At 46.1% G+C, this 19,336-nt stretch carries 15 protein-coding genes; all 15 read right to left on the reverse strand.

Annotated elements, in window-relative coordinates; translation table 11 throughout:
- Positions 1–442: 442 nt before the first annotated feature.
- The 15 genes from EV213_RS01535 to EV213_RS01605 all read right to left on the reverse strand — a co-directional run bounded on the left by EV213_RS01535 (position 443) and on the right by EV213_RS01605 (position 19,203).
- On the reverse strand, positions 443–2,335 hold the full coding sequence (locus tag EV213_RS01535; RefSeq protein WP_133578709.1) for a PTS fructose transporter subunit IIABC: 1,893 nt from the start codon (positions 2,333–2,335) through the stop codon (positions 443–445).
- The gene (pfkB, locus tag EV213_RS01540; RefSeq protein ID WP_133578710.1) at positions 2,332–3,264 is read right to left on the reverse strand and encodes a 1-phosphofructokinase; all 933 of its coding nucleotides are present in this window, start codon (positions 3,262–3,264) and stop codon (positions 2,332–2,334) included. The genes EV213_RS01535 and pfkB overlap by 4 nt, the downstream gene beginning before the upstream one ends.
- Complete coding sequence (locus tag EV213_RS01545; protein WP_133578711.1) at positions 3,261–4,016, reverse strand: DeoR/GlpR family DNA-binding transcription regulator; 756 nt, start codon at positions 4,014–4,016, stop codon at positions 3,261–3,263. The genes pfkB and EV213_RS01545 overlap by 4 nt, the downstream gene beginning before the upstream one ends.
- A gap of 240 nt (positions 4,017–4,256) precedes the next feature.
- Positions 4,257–5,321: a mannonate dehydratase gene (gene uxuA / locus EV213_RS01550; RefSeq protein ID WP_133578712.1), complete on the reverse strand. Its 1,065-nt coding sequence runs from the start codon at positions 5,319–5,321 to the stop codon at positions 4,257–4,259.
- A gap of 924 nt (positions 5,322–6,245) precedes the next feature.
- On the reverse strand, positions 6,246–8,501 hold the full coding sequence (locus EV213_RS01555; protein ID WP_133578713.1) for a helix-turn-helix domain-containing protein: 2,256 nt from the start codon (positions 8,499–8,501) through the stop codon (positions 6,246–6,248).
- 75 nt (positions 8,502–8,576) lie between these two features.
- Positions 8,577–10,076 (reverse strand): extracellular solute-binding protein, encoded by a 1,500-nt coding sequence (locus EV213_RS01560; RefSeq protein ID WP_133578714.1) that lies wholly within the window; start codon positions 10,074–10,076, stop codon positions 8,577–8,579.
- Positions 10,077–10,113: 37 nt separating this feature from the next.
- A complete protein-coding gene (locus tag EV213_RS01565; protein WP_133578715.1) occupies positions 10,114–10,971 on the reverse strand; it encodes a carbohydrate ABC transporter permease in 858 nt (285 codons plus the stop codon).
- Between the two features lie 20 nt (positions 10,972–10,991).
- Positions 10,992–11,951: an ABC transporter permease gene (locus EV213_RS01570; protein WP_424923009.1), complete on the reverse strand. Its 960-nt coding sequence runs from the start codon at positions 11,949–11,951 to the stop codon at positions 10,992–10,994.
- Between the two features lie 1,268 nt (positions 11,952–13,219).
- Positions 13,220–14,572, reverse strand: coding sequence for an ABC transporter substrate-binding protein (locus tag EV213_RS01575; protein ID WP_243739946.1), 1,353 nt, complete (start codon positions 14,570–14,572; stop codon positions 13,220–13,222).
- 24 nt (positions 14,573–14,596) lie between these two features.
- Positions 14,597–15,451: a carbohydrate ABC transporter permease gene (locus EV213_RS01580; protein WP_133578717.1), complete on the reverse strand. Its 855-nt coding sequence runs from the start codon at positions 15,449–15,451 to the stop codon at positions 14,597–14,599.
- A gap of 16 nt (positions 15,452–15,467) precedes the next feature.
- The gene (locus tag EV213_RS01585; RefSeq protein WP_133578718.1) at positions 15,468–16,400 is read right to left on the reverse strand and encodes a carbohydrate ABC transporter permease; all 933 of its coding nucleotides are present in this window, start codon (positions 16,398–16,400) and stop codon (positions 15,468–15,470) included.
- Between the two features lie 404 nt (positions 16,401–16,804).
- Positions 16,805–17,365 carry a tetratricopeptide repeat protein gene (locus EV213_RS01590; RefSeq protein WP_243739947.1) on the reverse strand — a complete coding sequence of 187 codons (561 nt, stop codon included), beginning with the start codon at positions 17,363–17,365 and terminating at the stop codon, positions 16,805–16,807.
- 271 nt (positions 17,366–17,636) lie between these two features.
- Positions 17,637–18,545: an AraC family transcriptional regulator gene (locus tag EV213_RS01595; protein ID WP_133578720.1), complete on the reverse strand. Its 909-nt coding sequence runs from the start codon at positions 18,543–18,545 to the stop codon at positions 17,637–17,639.
- Between the two features lie 204 nt (positions 18,546–18,749).
- Complete coding sequence (locus EV213_RS01600) at positions 18,750–18,950, reverse strand: YjfB family protein (protein WP_133578721.1); 201 nt, start codon at positions 18,948–18,950, stop codon at positions 18,750–18,752.
- A 16-nt stretch (positions 18,951–18,966) separates the two neighbouring features.
- Complete coding sequence (locus EV213_RS01605) at positions 18,967–19,203, reverse strand: hypothetical protein (RefSeq protein ID WP_133578722.1); 237 nt, start codon at positions 19,201–19,203, stop codon at positions 18,967–18,969.
- Between the last annotated feature and the right edge of the window lie 133 nt (positions 19,204–19,336).

Consider the following 19,336-nt stretch of genomic DNA (forward strand, 5'->3'; position numbering starts at 1 on the left):
ATATACACCTTTAACGAATTCGTCAACCTTTTTTCTTACTTATTTTTCGATGAATTTTGCAATTTCCCTATACTCCGATCATTTGACTCAGGTATGGGCGAAGTCACAGAAAAAATCTGCTGAAAGATAGTGAGTCTATGCGAGTCTTTCTCTTCAAAGCGAGCCAATAGATCGGAAAAGCGAGTCCATTTTGCCTTGAAGCGAGACTCTATCACCTAAAAGCGAGCCTGTAGCCTTGGTAAGCGAGACCTTCTCTTCAAAGCGAGCCTGTTATTTGGGAAAGTGAGTCTTTTTTCCCCTATCACCTTTATGCGAGCCTATAACCTTGGTAAATGAGCCATAAAACGACGAAGCCTGTCTTACTTTTATCCTTCAAAATAAAAAGAAGCATTCCCCAAAGTCGTTTTCATGACTTTGTGAAAATGCCTCTTTAGCATTACCTTTAATTTTTTATAGGTTTTTTCAGTAGCCCGACCATTAGAGCTGAAACTACAGCACCTATGGCAATGGCTAAAAGATAGAGCCAAGCACTTCCTATGACCACTGGGAAGACAAAAACGCCTCCGTGCGGTGCGGGTAATCCTATACCGAACAACATCGTCAACGCACCAGCAATTCCCGAGCCGACAACGATTGACGGTATGATACGTGCAGGGTCTGCGGCTGCGATTGGAATCGCCCCTTCGGTGATAAAGAATGCGCCTAGCACATAGCTCGTTTTGCCCGCATCACGTTCAACTTTCGTAAATTTGTTGCGGAACAAGGTCGTCGCTAACGCAAGACCAAGCGGTGGCACCATTCCGCCTGCCATAATCGCAGCGTGTGGAGCAAAATTGCCTGCATCAATCATGGCAATGCCAAAGGTAAAGGCAGTTTTATTCAATGGTCCACCCATATCCACGGCCATCATGCCACCTAAAATCAGACCAAGAATTATAATGTTGCCTGTCGACATGCCATTTAGCCAATCGGCAAGATTTGTATTCAACCAGCTGACTGGTCCTGCAACGACAAACCACATGATCATGCCAGTGGCAAAAATGCTAAGCACAGGATAAAACAAAATCGTTTTGATGCCGTCCAACGTTTTGGGAAGTCCTGCGAGCAGCTGCTTTAAACCAAGCACGATATACCCTGCAAGGAACCCGGCAATTAATCCACCAAGAAAGCCTGCATCGGTTGTTGTCGCTATAAATCCACCGATCATCCCCGGCGCGAAACCAGGGCGTTCGGCAATGCTCATGGCAATGAACCCAGCTAGAACGGCAATCATCAGTCCAAAGGCATGATCGCCTCCAATGACCTTCAACGCTTCCGCAAACTGATTGTATGTCGGATCAGTAGGATCGGCAGAATTGATGCCAAAGAAAAAGGAAATCGCCATTAAGACACCGCCACCGACGACAAACGGCAGCATGTTGGAGACGCCATTCATAAGATGCTTGTAAAAGCCTCCAGCGCCACGTCCTGTGCCTGTAGCTGCTTCGGAACCACGCTGCCCCTCCGCTTTGTAAACAGGAGCATCTTTGGCAGCAGCTTTTCTAATGAGCTCCTCCGGCTTACGGATGCCATCCGTCACACCTGTGATAATGACCGGTTTGCCATCAAAACGCGCCAGCTCCACCTTCGTATCGGCAGCGACAATAATACCATCCGCATTGGCAATCTCTTCATCTGTCAGGCGGTTTCGTACCCCGTCCGAACCGTTCGTTTCCACCTTGATGGAGATATTGAGTCCCTTTGCTTTATCCTTCAAAGCATCCGCTGCCATATACGTATGAGCGATGCCCGTAGGACATGCGGTTACTGCTAGCACACGAGGACCTCCATCTGTTGAGGCTGCTTCTGCTTCCGGCGGCTCGTCCTCTTTCGCAAGCTTATCCGCTTCTGCGGCATTGACAGCATGAAGTACGTCTTCTGTGCTTTTTGCGTCAAGCAGCTGTTGGCGAAACGACTCATCCATGAGCAATGTCGAAAGCCTCGATAACGTTTGGAGATGATCGTTGTTGGCTCCTTCGCTAGCCGCAATCATAAAGAACAAGTGCGCAGGCTGCTGGTCTAGCGAGTCAAAATCAAGCCCTGCTTTAGAACGTCCAAAGGCAATGGCTGGTGTTTTCACAGCCGCTGATTTGGCGTGTGGAATCGCAATGCCTTCACCAATGCCTGTTGATGTTTGCTCCTCACGAGCTTGAATAGCGTCACGATATGCGTTGTAATCGTTAAGACGACCCGCATCAGCTAAGGTCATAGCTAACTCATCCAATGCTTCTGCTTTTGACGTGGCATTGAGATCTAAACGAATCGTATCTGCCTTTAAGAGCTCAGTTATTTTCATGATATCCCCTCCTCATTTAACCCTTGCAATTCAATTGTTGGCACAAGGGCTTCAACTGTTTCTCTATCACAAAGACCCGCTGAAAAAGCCGTTGCGCTCCCCGTTGAAATCGCCAATTTCAAGGCGTCTTCAACGGTGTCATGTTTCTTAAATTGATGAATGAACCCAGCTGTAAATGAATCGCCGGCACCAACGGAATTGATGACCGTCCCCTTTGGCGCATGTGCGTGAATGACTTTTTTTCCACTGACATACAAAGCACCGTCTCCTGCCATGGAGATCAAGATATGCGTCACGCCAAAGTCCGTTTGGATCCGTTTGGCTAGTCGCACCGCATCAGAAATCGAATCCACCGACGTATCGTACAACTCCCCAAGCTCTTGATGATTGGGTTTAATAAAATCTGGGGCTGCCTTTAACCCTTCACGCAGGCCGGCGCCACTCGTGTCCAAAAACACATGTGCACCACGATTGTGAATGAGTTTTGTGAGCGTCGCATACACCGTCTCGGGCAACGTTGCGGGGACAGATCCTGCAAGGACAACGGTGTCGTTTTCATTGATTTGTTCAAGCTTCTTTTGAAAGTTTGTAAAATTCGCGTCCGTAATGTCTGGTGAAACACCGTTAATTTCCGTTTCCTGTCCACTTTTCAGCTTCACGTTAATGCGAGTTTCTCCTTCGAGCTGTTCAAAGTCCGCCTCAATTTGTTCCTTTGCCATCGCATCAACGATCGCTTTACCCGTAAAGCCACCAACAAAGCCAAGCGCTTTCGAGGGCGAACCCAACGTCTTTAGCACGCGTGAGACGTTAATGCCCTTACCTCCCGCTGATGTGTAGCTGTTTGTGCTTTTGATCACACTTCCTTCATTAAAGGAATCAATATGGACGACATAGTCCAAAGCCGGATTTAACGTGACGGTATAGATCAAAGCTGCACCACCTTTACTTCTGTCTTTTGCATAAGTGCTTCTTTCTTTTCAGGATCGAGCAGGGAAGACGTCACAAATGTAGCCTCGTTTAGATGCCCGACACTGGCAAACGATGCTTCCCCCACCTTCGAATGGTCCGCCAAAACGAATCGTCTTGCGGTCAATGAAAGCGCTGTTTTTTTAACAAACGCCTCATCTGGATCAGGTGTTGTGTATCCTTGGAAGGGATCGACACCGTTCATGCCAAGAAATGCACAGTCAAACCGATAGGCCTGCAACGCTTCTGCTGCTCTTGGTCCGACCAAAGCGGCTGTACCTGCCTTTGTGCGACCACCAATGACATAAGTTGAAATGCCATATTCCATTAATCTCGTCACGTGCGGAATTCCGTTGGTCACAACGACGACCTGCTTATCCTGTAAAAAAGGAATCATTTCAAAGGTTGTCGTTCCAGCGTCAAGGTAAATGCAAGCACCTTGTTGGACTTCCTTAGCTGCTTCTCTTGCAATATGTTTTTTTTCATTTTGATGACGTGATGTTTTTTCAGCGACCGTTAGCTCCTCGCTCCGCTTTTTGCGAAGAGATGCACCACCGTGAACGCGTTTAATGTATTGATCATTTTCAAGCTCTGTCAGATCCCGGCGAATGGTCGACTCCGAAGCACTCGTTTCCTTCACTAGCTCCTGAACTGACACAACATCTTGCTTATTTAGCAAAGCCAATATTAAGTCTCGACGTTCAATGGTAAGCATACGTGCACCTCACTTATTGAATTCGGTTGCATAAATGAGAATAACGCCAAAAACGATCATTGTCAATCACAAACGATCAATAACGATTACAAACAATCATTAGTAGTTGGATAAAAAGGAAGGATTAAACAAAAGTAGATGGGAGAGTGATGTGGGGGATTGGAGATCCGTTGAAGAGCTACGTTTAAAAACCAAAAGGGAAAGCACCTTTATCGGTACTTTCCCCAAACGTCCTATGATTTATTTTTGACTAGCGCGTTCAAATGCATCCCAAAGACCCCAGAGGTACATGATGCCGAGGGCGCGGTCGTAAAGTCCGTACCCTGGACGGCATTTTTCTCCCCAAATGTGGCGCCCATGGTCAGGACGGGCATAGCCGTTAAAACCACTGTCGTGATAGGCTTTGACCACGCCAGTGATGTCGACGGATCCGTCCTCTGTCCGATGAGATGTTTCAATAAAATCACCATTAGGAAAAACCTTCACGTTACGAATATGAGCAAACGGAATATGGTCTGCAAATTCAGTGACGAGAGAGGGAATGTCATTGGCAGGATTAGCGCCAAGAGAACCACTGCATAGTGTTAATCCATTGCTTGGTGAATCGACAAGTCCCACAAGACGTTTCAAACTGTCGCGATTGGTCATGATTCTTGGCAGACCGAACACGGAAAACGGTGGATCATCGGGATGAATCGCCATCTTAATGCCTGCTTCCTCAGCGACTGGAATGATGGCTTCAAGAAAATACTGCAGATTGTTCCAAAGGTCTTCTTCTGTGACGTTTTCATACGCTTTGAAGACATCCTCTAAGTGCTCAAGTCGCTCCGGCTCCCACCCTGGCATTGTGAATTCAGTTTGCGTCACCGTTTTCACAAGCTCAAGCGGATCAATGCCTTCCACCTTCGCATTTTCAAAAAACAACGCTGTAGACCCGTCTTCCATTTCCTTAAACAAGTCTGTGCGCGTCCAGTCAAACACCGGCATAAAGTTGTAGCAAATGACCTTAACGCCAGCTTTGCCTAAACGACGAATGGTTTCTTTGTAATTGTCAATGTATGTATCTCTCGTCGGAAGACCGAGTTTAATGTCTTCATGCACATTGACGCTTTCCACGACATCGATGTGAAATCCGTTCTTTTCTGAGAGCGCCTTCATTTCTTCGATTCGTTCGACTGGCCAAAGAACTCCAGCAGGGAGATCATGCAAGCTCCAAACCAAGCCTGTCACCTGAGGAATTTGCCGAATCTGCTCAAGCGTTACCGAATCATTGCCTTCGCCATACCATCTAAAAACCATTTGCATGCTGTCTTCCTCCTCTATCGTTTGCATATGTCTAGTATAGCAGAGGGAGAATTACAATGGGTATGGGCAGATTTAAGGTTTTATCTGTTTATGGTAGGCAATTTAGTAGTGATATGAGTGGATCTATCAAATGAAAATTTCTTTTCGAGCACGAGTCCATGATTTTCGCGCGCTCATCCGGTTTTTTCGCGCGCACTGCCTTCGATATTTCGCGCACAAATTGCTGATTTTCGCGCACTATTTCCTTTTTCGAGCACGAACTCTTGATTTTCGCGCACTCATCCACTGATTTCGCGCACCTCTTTCGATTTTTCGCGCACAAATTGCTGATTTTCGCGCACTATTTCCTTTTCGAGCACGAACTCTTGATTTTCGCGCAATCATCCACTGATTTCGCGCACCACTTTCGATTTTTCGCGCACAAATTGCTGATTTTCGCGCGCTATTTCTTTTTCGAGCACGACCCATTGATTTCCGCGCGCTCATCCGGTTTTTTCGCGCACCACTTTCGATTTTTCGCGCACACATTACGGATTTTCGCGCACTATTTCCTTTTCGAGCACGAACCCTTGATTTTCGCGCAATCATCCACTGATTTCGCGCACCACTTTCGATTTTTCGCGCACAAATTGCTGATTTTCGCGCGCTATTTCTTTTTCGAGCACGACCCATTGATTTCCGCGCGCTCATCCGGTTTTTTCGCGCACCACTTTCGATTTTTCGCGCACACATTACGGATTTTCGCGCACTATTTCCTTTTCGAGCACGAACTCTTGATTTTCGCGCAATCATCCACTGATTTCGCGCACCACTTTCGATTTTTCGCGCACACATTACGGATTTTCGCGCACTATTTCCATTTTCGAGCACGAATCCTGCAAAAAGAACGTGCCCCCTCAGCACGTTCTACGTCTTTCAAAGCTTCTACATCTTCATATCCCGTTGCTCGAACTGATGTGCTTGGCGGTACTTTCCTGGGGTCATGCCCTCCATCTTTCGGAAGTACCGGATAAAGGATGCGGAACTGCTATAGCGAAGCTGCTCAGCAATATCGGCCACCTTTAGGTTGGAGTCACGGAGCCAGGCCTTCGCGAGCGTGAGGCGATGTTTCATCAAATACTCGCTAAAGGACATGCCCATATCCTTTTTGAACACGCGACTAAGGTACGTGGCGTGAAAATGCAGTGTGGACGCACAATACTCTAGTGTTAAATCGGTATCAGCCTTTTCTTCAATCATCTGTAGCATCTGCTTTGTAATGTCTGCGCGTTCTGAAGGCTGCTGTTTTTCAAACTCCGCTGCAAGTGGGTACAACACGGTGTCTCTGAGCCATTCTTCGTAGGCATCTAACGATGGAAGGGCAAGCAATTCGCCAAACACATCCCGTTCTCGTAAAAATGTACTGGAGCCAATGCCCTGTTCTTGGGCGAGGCATATTGCTTTAAGAAAGAGACGCACCATTGTCAACTGATTTTCATAGAAGGAGGCGTTTTTCTGTTTTAGCTCATGGACAAACTGATGCAACTGCTCGGAGATCTCCTCTCTTCGCATACTTTTGACTGCTGCCACGACTTCCTGAATGCTTTCCTCAGGATAAAATTTTTCAAGTGAATCTGGCTTCACATCGGCAATGGACAAGACGACGCCATGCCCAAGCTGAATTCGACTGACTAAAGCTTCGCGACTTTCTTCACAGGCTTTGTGAATGCCTTTAAGCTCTATAAACGAGCGGCTCATGCCGATGCTAATTTCCATATGAAGATACTCTTGAACGGCTTGTTTGATTCGCTCAGCAAACGCAGCGATACTCTCCTTTTCGTCTTTGTCGTGCGATACAAGCAAATAAATGACCGCATTTTTCATCACTGGCGGAAAGGATGCTTGATTCATCTGAAGGTCTTGAATGATGTTTTGAATGCCAAAAACAAACAAGTCTTGGTCTTGAAGCGTATAAGGAGAAGACGGTTTGACATCCATTTGAATCGCTAAGACATACAGTGTGGACCATGAGGTTGGAAGGCTGTAATAGGCAAATTTCCGTTCCGCCTCCTTAGTCGTCATTTGACCAGACAACAACCGCAGCATAAACCATTCCCTCATCTGCCCAAGCTGCTCCCGGAGCTGGTTCCCTAAACGGGTTTCTGATCTCACAAGTGTGTTCAAACGTTCTTCAATTGATCCAAATTCATCCTTCCTTTTCTCATGAAGGCCACTTCTCTGATGCAGCCTTCGAATCGGTCGATACATTCGTCTCGATCCATGCACCGCTAAGACACTCGTCGCAATAAAAATGACGATACAAGACACAAACGTAAACCAGCCAATGGCTCGTGAATCCGCATGTAATGTGTCCATTGAGGCAAGGGACACATACAGCCACCCGTTGTACGAGGACACCCGATACATGACCATCCACGACTCTTGCTGAATGGTCGTTAAAAAATGACCCGCTTGCGTCTCATTCTCCCTTACATGGCGAGAAAGTCGTTCCTTTAATTCATTCGGTTGAAACTGAGCTGGATAGTTTCCTGAAACCACCTCTGCCTCGTCATTTAAGATCAACATCTGATTGACCGATGTATCCTCGGGGATCAGAGGCTCAAGGCTATCTTTTTTAAATGTCACAATCACCAGCCCGAGTGGTTCCATCGAGTCGTCTAGGATCGGCCACTTTTTCACTAAGCTAATATAAGGTTCTTCGTTGGTGAACATGCCTGATCCGTGCGAAACCCATGTAGAGGTTTGGCTTTGCCGGGCAAGTCCTTGATAGAAGGCATGTGTAGGTAATTGCGACAATACCTCCAACCCATTCTTGCTGACGAGCCAATCCTGCTGCAAATTGACGAGTGTTGTGTTTGCGACCTCTATGCCATTGGGCTCCAACGTTTGAAGTCCATTTGAGAGCTCTCTGTACTGTAAAAAATCCTTCGGCGACAGAGGCTTGTCCATTGCATACATCATGGGTCGTGAATTCATCCATTGAATCGTGGAATAATCCGCTTCTTCAAGAACTCGTTCAACTGTCAACTGGTTTTGGTAGAGGAGTTGCCTTGAGCTCTCCTCTACCTTTTCCTGAATCGTACTTGCGGCGCGATGGTACGAAAACACCCCCAGCACGATGACTGGAATAGCTCCAAAGCAGAGACTAAACATCAACAAGCGTTTGAAATATTTAGGCATTGGCACTCCTCTTTTTTATCGCCGGAGAAAACATTGTATTCAGAGTGAAACGAATTGCCTCTATTTAACGTTTGCTTATTGCAACTCTGCAAACGATTCGCCATATTCCTTGGCTACCTGTTCTCCTCCGCTTTTTCTCCATTTTTCAATTTCTGCCTGCCACTCTTCCTCATTGATCTCACCCATCACAAATTTGGTGTTTGCATCATCAATGATCGTACTTAACTGGCCGCCTTTTTCAGCCGAGGTTTGTGATGTGAGTGACATTGTTGGGTTGTGAACAGCGGCTTCTAAATTTTCCTCCAATGTTTCGGCAACATCCTTTTGCAAAGGGGTCAGTTCGTTCTCAATGGCATTCACCTCAGCGGGTACGATACCCATTGGCAAACGATACGGCAAATGAATGTCATTCTGGAAGTCTCCACCGTCTAACTTCTCAACCCCATCGTCCGTTTTCTCATAATGGACGCCTTCAATGCCCCATTTAAACAGGTTTGCCATCGGCTCTTCGGCCAGCTTTTCATAAAACCCAAGAATTTGCTTCAGTTCTTCTTCTGATTTCACCGCGGGTTTTGGGAAGAGAAAGACGCCATTTGCGCCAGAACCAGCCGCAACGCGAAGCTCACCGCCTTCCTCAGGGGCCAGACCAGCGAACACGCGAACGGATGAATCAGGATACGTTTGCGCAATGCGAGTTTCCATCGTTTCTGCGATGATACTCACATCTGGCCAAATACCTGCTGTTCCACCGGCAAACTCCTCTTCCCATTGTGAACGCTCAATCACGGCAAAATTACGATTGATCAGTTCTTCATCATACAGCTTTTTAATAAACTTCAGTGCCTCCATGTAGCCGTCTGTGGAGGTGGCATGAGTGAATACGCCATCTTCCTCCTTCCAGGTATTCGGTGCCCCCATCATAGGTGCAATGCGATACATAGCGGATCCAATACCAGAAATTGACATTCCATACGTATCATCTTCGCCATTCTGATCAGGATCCTCAGTTGTGAATGCTTTCATCACGTTATAAAAATCGTCAATCGTCTCTGGCTCCTCAAGTCCGACGTTTTCAAGCCAGTCATGACGGTATATAAACACATCACGCGCGATTTCACGAACCTTCGGCAATCCATAGATCTTGCCTTTAAACGACGTGTTCTTATAGATAATATCATCAATTGATGACAAATTCGGGTAATCTTCCAGATAAGGACCGATCTCCCAAAAGACCCCGTTTTGCAGGGCATTTTCCATGTACGCCCCGTCCATATTCGTATATACGGCTTTTGGCAGATCACCAGAAGCGACCATGACAGGAAGTTTTTCACCGTAGGTCGCTGACGGATAGGCTTGAATTGACAAATCTACGCCCGTATAGTCCTCTATGATCCGTTCAATCTCATTGTCTGCTTGTGGAAATTCAACGCCGTCAAAGTTCATCCCGACAGTAAGGTTTAGCCGACCATCCTCAGATCCTTCGTTTGCGTCACTCGCTTGATCAGCGGAACAGCCCGCGATGACGAGAACGAAGCAGGTGCTTGCCAGAAGCATTTTCAATGTAAGCGATTTCACTTTTGAACACAACTCCTTTTCATTGATAAAATCATCGTTAGCCTTTGACTGAGCCTAAAAGAACGCCCTTTGCAAAGTGCTTTTGTAAAAAGGGATAGACAAGCATAATCGGCACAATCGATACAACGATAACCGCCATTTTGATGCCTTGGGAAAGCATCACTGAATCGCTTGCTACTTCGCCTCCTGATTCCCCTACAGCTCCTTGCGACAAGATGACAACCTGCCTCAACAGAACCTGAACCGGCCACTTCGACGAATCGTTAATGTATAAAATGGCATTGAAATACTGATTCCATAAGCCTACCGCATGGAACAGACCGAGCGCAGCCAAAGCCGGCAGCGACAACGGCAGCACAATTTGTGTCAGCACTCTAATTTCATGCGCTCCATCCATTTTTGCCGATTCCTTTAATTCGTTTGGAATGCTTTGAAAAAAGCTTTTTAAGATGATCAAGTTGAACGCACTCAGTGCATTCGGAATCATGAGCGCCCATAACGTGTCCGTTAGTCCAACACCTTCGACGACAAAATAAGTTGGGATCATCCCGCCATTAAAAATCATCGTGAACACAACAAGCAGCATGATGATGCTCCTGCCTGGCAGGGCCGTGTGCGACAATGCGTACGCCATGAGCGAGGCAAGCACGAGATGAATCGCAGTTCCAACAATCGTAATATAGACCGACACGAGCATGCTTCGCGGAAACGTCGCCGTCGAAAAGATATAGGCGTAGGCATCAAAAGAAAAGCTCGTTGGAATCAAATCCGTTGAATTTGAAAAAGAGGAAACGACGACATAAACAAACGGCAGCAATGTCGCTATCCCTAACAATGTCAAAAACACATAATTGCAACCATCAAAGAGCCGTCCTAAAAAACTATTATTCGTCACGTCAAGCCTCCTTCCTTTGCTTAATACAAGCCTTCTTCACCAAATTTTTTCGCTAATTGATTGGCCCCCATCACAAGCACGAGCCCGACAAGCGACTTAAATAGCCCTACAGCTGCACTGTAGCTGAATTGTCCTTGCCGCATCCCAACAACATACACATACGTATCGAATACCTCACCGACTTCTCGGTTCAACGCATTCAGCATAAGGAAAATTTGTTCAAAGCCGAGATCGAGAAAATTGCCGAGTCGCAGAATAAGTAAAATGACAATTACACTTTTAATTGAAGGGAGCGTAATATGCCAAAGCTGGCGAAAACGGTTGGCGCCGTCCATTTTTGCTGACTCATACAATACCGGGCTGACACCAGACAAGGCAGCGAGGAAAATAATCGTTCCCCAACCCGCGTCCTTCCAAATCATTTGCATAATAATGAGCGGACGAAACCAGTCTTCACTCGTCAGAAATGCCACGGGTTCCCTACCGAGTGATGTCAGCAATACGTTGATCACACCATTTTCCCCTTCAAGAAACAAATACGTAATCCCGACGACGACCACCCAGGACAGAAAATGTGGCACGTACACAAACGTCTGAATAGAACGCTTAAACCACTCCCGTCGCACCTCATTTAACAACATCGACAGGACAATCGTCAGCGGGAAAAACACAAGCACATCTAGAAAGGCAATATAAAGCGTGTTGCGTAACAGCATCCAAAACTGTGGTTCACCGAAAAAACGTTCAAAATGAGCAAAGCCGACCCATTCGCTTTGTAGAAACCCTAAGTACGGCTGATAGTTTTGAAACGCCATCGCCACACCGCCCATTGGCAAATACTTAAAGATGGCGAAGTACAAGACACCTGGCAATAGAAACAGGTACAGCCAGCGCTCTTTCCACATACGTAGCCAAAGGGGCTTTTTTTCCATCGCAAAGGGCAGCGCTTGTCGCTCCGTTTGCATCACTTCTTTTTTCATGAATTTCACCCCCTTCTTCAAAGACGTCAATCCCTTCATACACAAGGAAGGTACCGCTTACATTAAAGCGAATGGAAGCATGTGTATATATCCATTTGACAACTTCGGGCAAAGACCACGTGTAGCAAGGGGTTTGGAAAGAAATGTACATTTTATAGACAGGAGGAAGGATGGGGGGTTTATTTGCGTTAAACCTGAGCCACTTGCCGCCCATTCGAGCACTTTCGCACCGTATCCGAGCAGTTGGTACCGTTATCCGCGCACCTTCTCTTCCTATCCGAACAGATAGAGGGGCTACCCGCGCACTTGCTGCCATTTCGAGCACTTTTGTCCCGTATCCGAGCAGTTTCTGCCGTTATCCGCGCACTTTCTTCTCCTATCCGAGCAGTTGGAGGTGCTATTCGCGCAGTTTCAATTCCCTTTAACTTGTGTACTTTGCACGTCACAAGACAATCAAAACCACCAGCGTGAACTGGTGGTTTTGATTGTCTTTGTTACCGGCCTAGGTCTTAAAGGCCCGCTGAATGGGTTTCTCTCTTGCACCACATTCACTCACCAATGCTAAAGGGGTTTGCAAAAGACCCATTCGACTAAGGTATCGAATTACTCATATACATGATGCGAATGGCATAACATCAACAAAGCGATCAAAAGTTCATTGGGGCTTGATCAAAAGATTTTTGGGTATTATACTAAGTGTACACACTACACGAGACCTATCATAAAATGATTGGCGACACCTAATGAAAAATCAACACGGTGAATCGTCCAATCATGATAGGGATAACACATGATTTTTTTAAAGAAGCACTGGTGAAAAAGCCTGTGCTTCTTTACTTTTGTAGACAGAGCACATTGATTGGCTCACTTTTCCTTAAGTTCGAAAGAATTAATAGTGGAATTCAAATTTTTTTCACACCATACTTATTTAAGAACCTTTGCTTTCGGCCTCAATTGCACCTTCTTTGCTTTTGGTCCAGGCCTACTTTTAGAGGAAAGCCCTGCATCACGTCGTTCATGAAAGTTTGACTACCCGAGTTCTCGGATCCTTGATAAGACACTCAGCCCCTAAATCGAAAAAATATTTTCTGAAATTATTAAGCGAGGCAAAGCACCGTAGTAGCTTCTTTTGAATTATTCTTCAATACCTGAATGGACGAACACCTATCAACCCTATAAAGAACGTGCCCCACGACACGCTCTTGTAACACTCATCAAGACCTAAAAAACGACAAGCCTCGGCTCGTCGCAGCTTTATTCCGTTGGTTTTAGCGATTCTCCACCCAAGCGGTACTTTCTTCCTGGGCCTTTTGCAATGCTTCGTCAGCGTTACGTTGCCCGGTGAGTGCGGCTTCAATCTCGGATGTCAGGATAAAGCGTGGCTGTGAGGAGCCCCATGGATACCTTGGTGTCCACGGGGAGCTGATGGCCTCAAAGACTGGCTCCATCAAATTGCTGTACTCCTTCGTGCTTTCCCACTCTTTTGCGGCTTCGATTGCTGGCATCGCGTTCGCTTCTTCAAAGATGTATTTCTGTGTAAATTCACTGACGGAAAACTTGATCCATTCCCAAGCCAACTCCTTATTGTCGCTGTCTTTCGCAATCGTTGTTGGGCTGCCAGCGAATAATCCACCAACACCTTCATCGTTTTTAAACTCCTGAGCAATGCCAAGGCGCTCCCCTAAGCCCTGCGCGTATGCAGGCACAACGGTGTCTCCTGGTCCCTGATTCATCATAATCGCTATGTTGTTTTCTTTGGTCAGCCATTTCTCATTGCCTTGATTACTCACTATGCCTTCTGGAGCGTATTCACTCATTTCGAGCAACCAGTTCAAACCATTATTCATTTCCTCGGAGTCAAACGCAAATTCGACTTCGTCCCAAGCAAAACCTGTGCCCCATTGACCGTTTTGCCCTTCAGCTAAATTGATCAGCGTAAAGGCTGACGACCAATCGCCACGAAAAAAGATGCCATAGTTCTGCTCCCCGGTTTCCGGATTTTCCCCTGTCATTTGCTTTGCCTTTTCAGCAACCTCTTCCATCGTTGGATAATCTGATAAATACTCGACGCCCCACTGATCAAATAACGTTTTGTCATAGGTGATAAAACGGGCATCGGCAAGAAACGGCATGCCATAAATCTCAAGCTCCTCACTCTCCGGCCCGATCACTTTCCAGCCTTCGATCTGCTTCTCAATAAAGACATCCAAACTAAACTCTGGATCATTGTCGATAAACGGCTGTAACGGCTCAAGCACACCTTTTGGCGCAAAATCGGCAATGCCCGGCATCTGATAGACGTCAGCTTCCCCAGAGGTCAGCATTGCCTGCGTTTTTTCGGTATACCCCTCCCACGGCATAATGATAAAGTTGACGGTTGCCCCTGGGTGTTGTTTTTCAAATTCTTCCTTGAGCACAGACACTCCCTTAGTACGTTCCCCAGTGATCGGATTCGTCGTTTCTTCCTCAGCAAAGTCACCGATGAGCTGAACCGTAATTTCCTGCCCTGCCCATTCTCCAGTCGTTTTGTCTGTCTCTGCGGCCCCATCCGTTTCGTTCGACGAGCAGCCTGCCACAAGTAGGAACATCGCAAATAAACATCCAATCATCATTTTTTTCATCGTGGTTTCCTCCATTTTCTCTTGTTACTCACCCTTTAATCCACTAAGCGCAATGCTTTGAATGATGTAGCGCTGCAAAAAGAGATACAGGACAACAATCGGGAGAATACTGACCGTTGCCAACGCCATTGTTAGCCCACCAAGACTCGTGCCATTTTCAAGCGAAAAGCTTGCCAAATACAGCGGCACCGTATGCAAGTCTTGATTATTTAACACTACAAGCGGCCACATAAAATCGTTCCAGCTCCAAATAAACGCCAATATGATCATCGTCGCTGAGATTGGTCCAGCCAATGGCATGAACACACGAAAAAAGGTTTTAAACTCTCCTGCCCCATCGATCTGCGCCGCTTCTCGTAACGTGTTTGGCAGTTGATCAAAGTACTGTTTTGATAAAAAGATCAGCATACCGTTCACGAGCGGCGGCAAGATGAGCGGCCAAAATGTATTTAGCAATCCAAAGGTATTGAACAGCTGATAAAGCGGGATCAGGCGCGGCTCCATCGGAATCATTAATGTGCCAAGGACGATGATAAAGAGAATCTTTTTCCCTTTGAATTGGCCTTTTGAAAAAGCATACCCCGCTAAAAGTGAGGAGGTGACGGTAATGCACACCGAGCTGACCGTCACGATGGCGGAGTTCAGATACGACTGCAAAAGTCGCCCGTTTTCAAAGACAATATTGAAGTTAAACGGAGACGGCTCGTCAGGGATGAGCTTTGGTGGAAACGGCATCGTAATATTTGCCGTGCGATCAAAGCCGACGCTAACCATCCACGCAAACGGCGCCATCAGGAGGCAGCCAAACAAAAGCAGCACACCAAATTTCACAGTATCTAGTGGCTTGAACTTTTTTTTCGTTTTCGTTGCTTGGTTCATCGCTCGTTCCCCCTTTCTAAAGTTTCATGTTCGACACTCTGAGGTTCACAAAGGTGAACACGAGAATAATCATAAACATAATGTACGTTGCCGCCGAGGCAATGCCGAACTCAAAGCCAGTAAAGCCCCGTTCGTAGATAAAGGCGCCCATCGTTTGAATCGAACGCGCGGGGCTTCCACTCGGGCCACCAAGCACGTACACTTCGTTAAATCGCTGCAGGGCTCCAATCCAGCCAGTAATTAAAAGGAAGGCAAACGTTGACGACATGTTTGGGATGGTGATGAATAGCCATTGCTGCAGGTCGCTGGCACCATCAATCCGTGCAGCTTCATACATTTCCGCGGAAATGGCTTGTAGGTTGGCAAGGCAAATGATGATGACAAAGCCTATCCAATGCCACACCGCCAGCATAATGACGCCCCATTTGGATGTCGATGGATCCGATAGCCAGCCTGGCGTAGGGAGTCCCAAAAATTCTAGCGAGTAGTTTACAATCCCCATCTGTGGATGCAGCACAAAGGCAAAGATCATCGCTGCCGCAACGATGGACGTGACATTCGGCAGGAAATAAACGACTTTGAAAAAGTTTTGCCCTCGCGATACAGAATTGATGAGTGAAGCGAACACAAAACCAAGCGGCACAGTGATCGCGATCTGAAAAAAGCCGATAAAAAAAGTATTCCATACGGAGTTCCAAAACGGACCGGATGTGAGCACGGTCTGAAAATTTGCGAGCCCGATAAATTGCTCGGCCGCTCCAGTCGTTTGGAAAAAGCTGAGCCGAAGTGACTCAAGAATGGGGTACACCATGAAGAGAAGAATGCCGAGCAGACTCGGCAATAAAAACAAATACCAGACGCGACTTGAATGGGGCAGACGTGATTTTCCCCGAAGACTGATTGTTTGAGGCGATTGCTCTGTTTGAGCCTCAAGCTTTGATGGACGCATTACAAGACACTCCTTTCGTTTATGACAGCGCTATCATTTTCTAAGTAAGCAACAATTGTTGGTTTAATGTATCTTTTTCACTTTATCATTTATCATAATTATTAGATTATAAATTCTTGTTGGATTTGCGCGACTACTTAGCAGATCTTGCTATGTGAATTGAGGGACACGTTCGTGGGAGTGCGAAGTGGTATTTAAGCTTTCTCGTCGAGATTCAAGCGACTGGATTTCCTTGTTCCTCTTAAACATGGCAGATAAAAGAAAAACCAAGGCTATCCCTAAAGTCATAACGATGAACTTTGGGACCACCTTGGTTTCAAAATTTCTAGCTCACTTACGCGGATATAAGCAACTCACTTTGACTATTTAGGGGCTAAGCTTTCATAGCAAATGTGTTTGATTGCCTATTCTTTTGATGGCCACGTCTCATCAAGATGCTGCGCGTAAAAAGAAATCCCACGTTTAAAGTATTGAAGCGTCTCATCATCAGTTGTTTCCATTAGATTATTTAAGACGAGTTCCATCGCTTTTTTATGCTCCCCTATATTGTAAAGGGCCATCGCATAAAAAATTTGCAATCCTCGATGATCAGGAAATTCTGTCACTCCTCGTCGAAGTGTCTCAACAGCATGATGATATTGTCCTAAAAGTCGGTACGTGCTTCCTAAACCAAGGAGACATCGCGCTAGACTTGATTGAGATAGCCCTTGATCAATCGCTTTGACGTAATACGGAATCGCCTTATCGCTTAATCCAGCATTATCATAGGAAATCCCAATTTGATACGTAATTTCTGCGTTTTCCGGATTTTGTTCCAGCAATTCTAATAGGAGGTTACGCGCCTCGGACAAAATCACTTTGTCCTGTTTTGCACGTCCATATTCCCTTAACTCAATTGCTTTGGCTAGCCTTTCATGCGCTTCATTGTTTTCAGTCATTGTCTCCACTTCATTTTCATCAGCCATGTTTTTGCTTTGTGCGATGCTACTCTTGGTTAAAGTTGAATGAATAAAATCATTCTACTTGGGCCTCCTTAATTACTTGCTCATCCAAGCTCTCCTATACCTTAATTTTTCAAACGGGTACCGTCAATCCTGTAATGAACTCAGGTCTAAAATTCTAGAATTTTTCAAGGTTGCTTTAAGTCTTCGAATCGTTTTATATGAACGGCATGCTTTACAGGACACGTGTTATCACCACATTAAAAAATCCACAACGTTTTGGCTGTGAATGCGTTTAGGGTTGCATGGTATCTGGGTGGCGTTGATGCTTTTTTTCCTTTCTATATTTGGATGGGGGCTGATGAACTTGTTTGCGGAAGATGCGACTGAAGTGTGAGGCTGTGTCGAACCCGGTTTCAAGGGCGATGTCAGAGATGGTTTTTTCGTTATCCACTTCAAGCAAATATTTGGCCCGCTGCAAACGAACGTGCGTTAAGTATTGCATCACCGTCAAGCCTGTCATTTCTTTAAATACGCGGCACATGTGGTATTTGCTGAGATTTAGTCGCTCGGCGATATCGTCAAGCGACAAACGTTGTTGAAAGGCTGATTGAATGTAGATAACGATCTCATCCACGTAGCGGCTTTTTTCAGATTCCTGTGGCGGTAGCTGTTGGAGACGGGAACGACTAATCTGATATAGCTTCATCAGCATGCGCAGGATGAATGAAAACAATTCCCCTTCCTGAAGACGAAGGTTAAATGAAGCGGCTTCATCAGTCACATGAACACCTTTGCCTTCGTGCCGAATCATCGCAATCTGCCGAAGCAGTTCATCCATCTCCTCTAAATCGGCGGTTGAGAGACCGCGAAAGAGAAAGTGATTTAATTTGTAGAACGGCAACAGCAATGCCGACAGCTGCAGCTCATCTAGCATCGGACCGATCCACTCTGACGAAAACTCAAGCACAGACCGTCGATACGGCTCCGTCGCAACTGGTCTGGCACCATGAAGTGTCAGCCCATTCATAATGATGACGTCCCCTGGCTGAAGTGAATAAATACGGTCCCCAATCAAATACTGGCAGTTCCCACTATGAAAACAATAAATTTCAAACAGGTCATGCGAATGCTTTTGGAACTTCTCCTCTGACCATTGCTCATCCACTATCCGATACGCTGCACCAATCTTGTCCGTTTTCAATGTGTGTGCACCCCTTTTTGAATTGCGTTTTGAAACAGAACGTATTGTTTAACAGTATACACACGGGATGAAATCGTCCAAGGGAAATGTCTAGGCGAATCACTAGTAGATGAAAAAGGACATAAAAAAAGCGAAGAACCGAAGTCCTCGCGTAGAAATGTAAAGGTCGAATAATAGAAAGAGCTTAAATCAGCAATGATGCCGTTATCCCTTTAAATCAATGTTCCCGCCAAGGTTTGGTTGGGCTGCACGTTGCATAGCGGAAATATCGGCAGAATTCATCAATTCACTGAGCGCAGAACTCTGCTGGGATCCAGTCCCCATCGCCATTTTCATTACGGCAAGGGAGACCTGTTGCTTTAGCTGCCCTTGATTCATTGCAATCGACACTGCGGCAATATCCATTCGAATGCCTCCTTCCCTAGTGAATGACCGTATGTAACTGTTGCTCCAACAAATGAACTTCCTCTTTGAGCGTCTGAAACTGTTCGTTTACTAAATCTGTTTCGTCTGCCGAGAGGTCTCCTTCATGCACAAGAGCTGCCAAATCTCTCATGGCGTAAAGCTTTTGCTCGATCTGGGCAAGGAGGTTGTCCCGTTTCTGTAGTTCATCGATTTGTGTTTCCAAGAAGGTTTTTTCCTCGAGATTGATAGTCAAACCAACCCCTCCTATCAAAAATACGTTGGACTAGCTTAGGAGAGTACTGTGGCAAGAACGGTTTTCCACGTACGAAAACATTCGTAATGTAAGAAAAACGCGGAAGACCGAAGTCCCCCGCGAAGATTTGTTG

The sequence above is a fragment of the Aureibacillus halotolerans genome (genome assembly GCF_004363045.1).
GTDB classification, from domain to species: domain Bacteria; phylum Bacillota; class Bacilli; order Bacillales; family DSM-28697; genus Aureibacillus; species Aureibacillus halotolerans.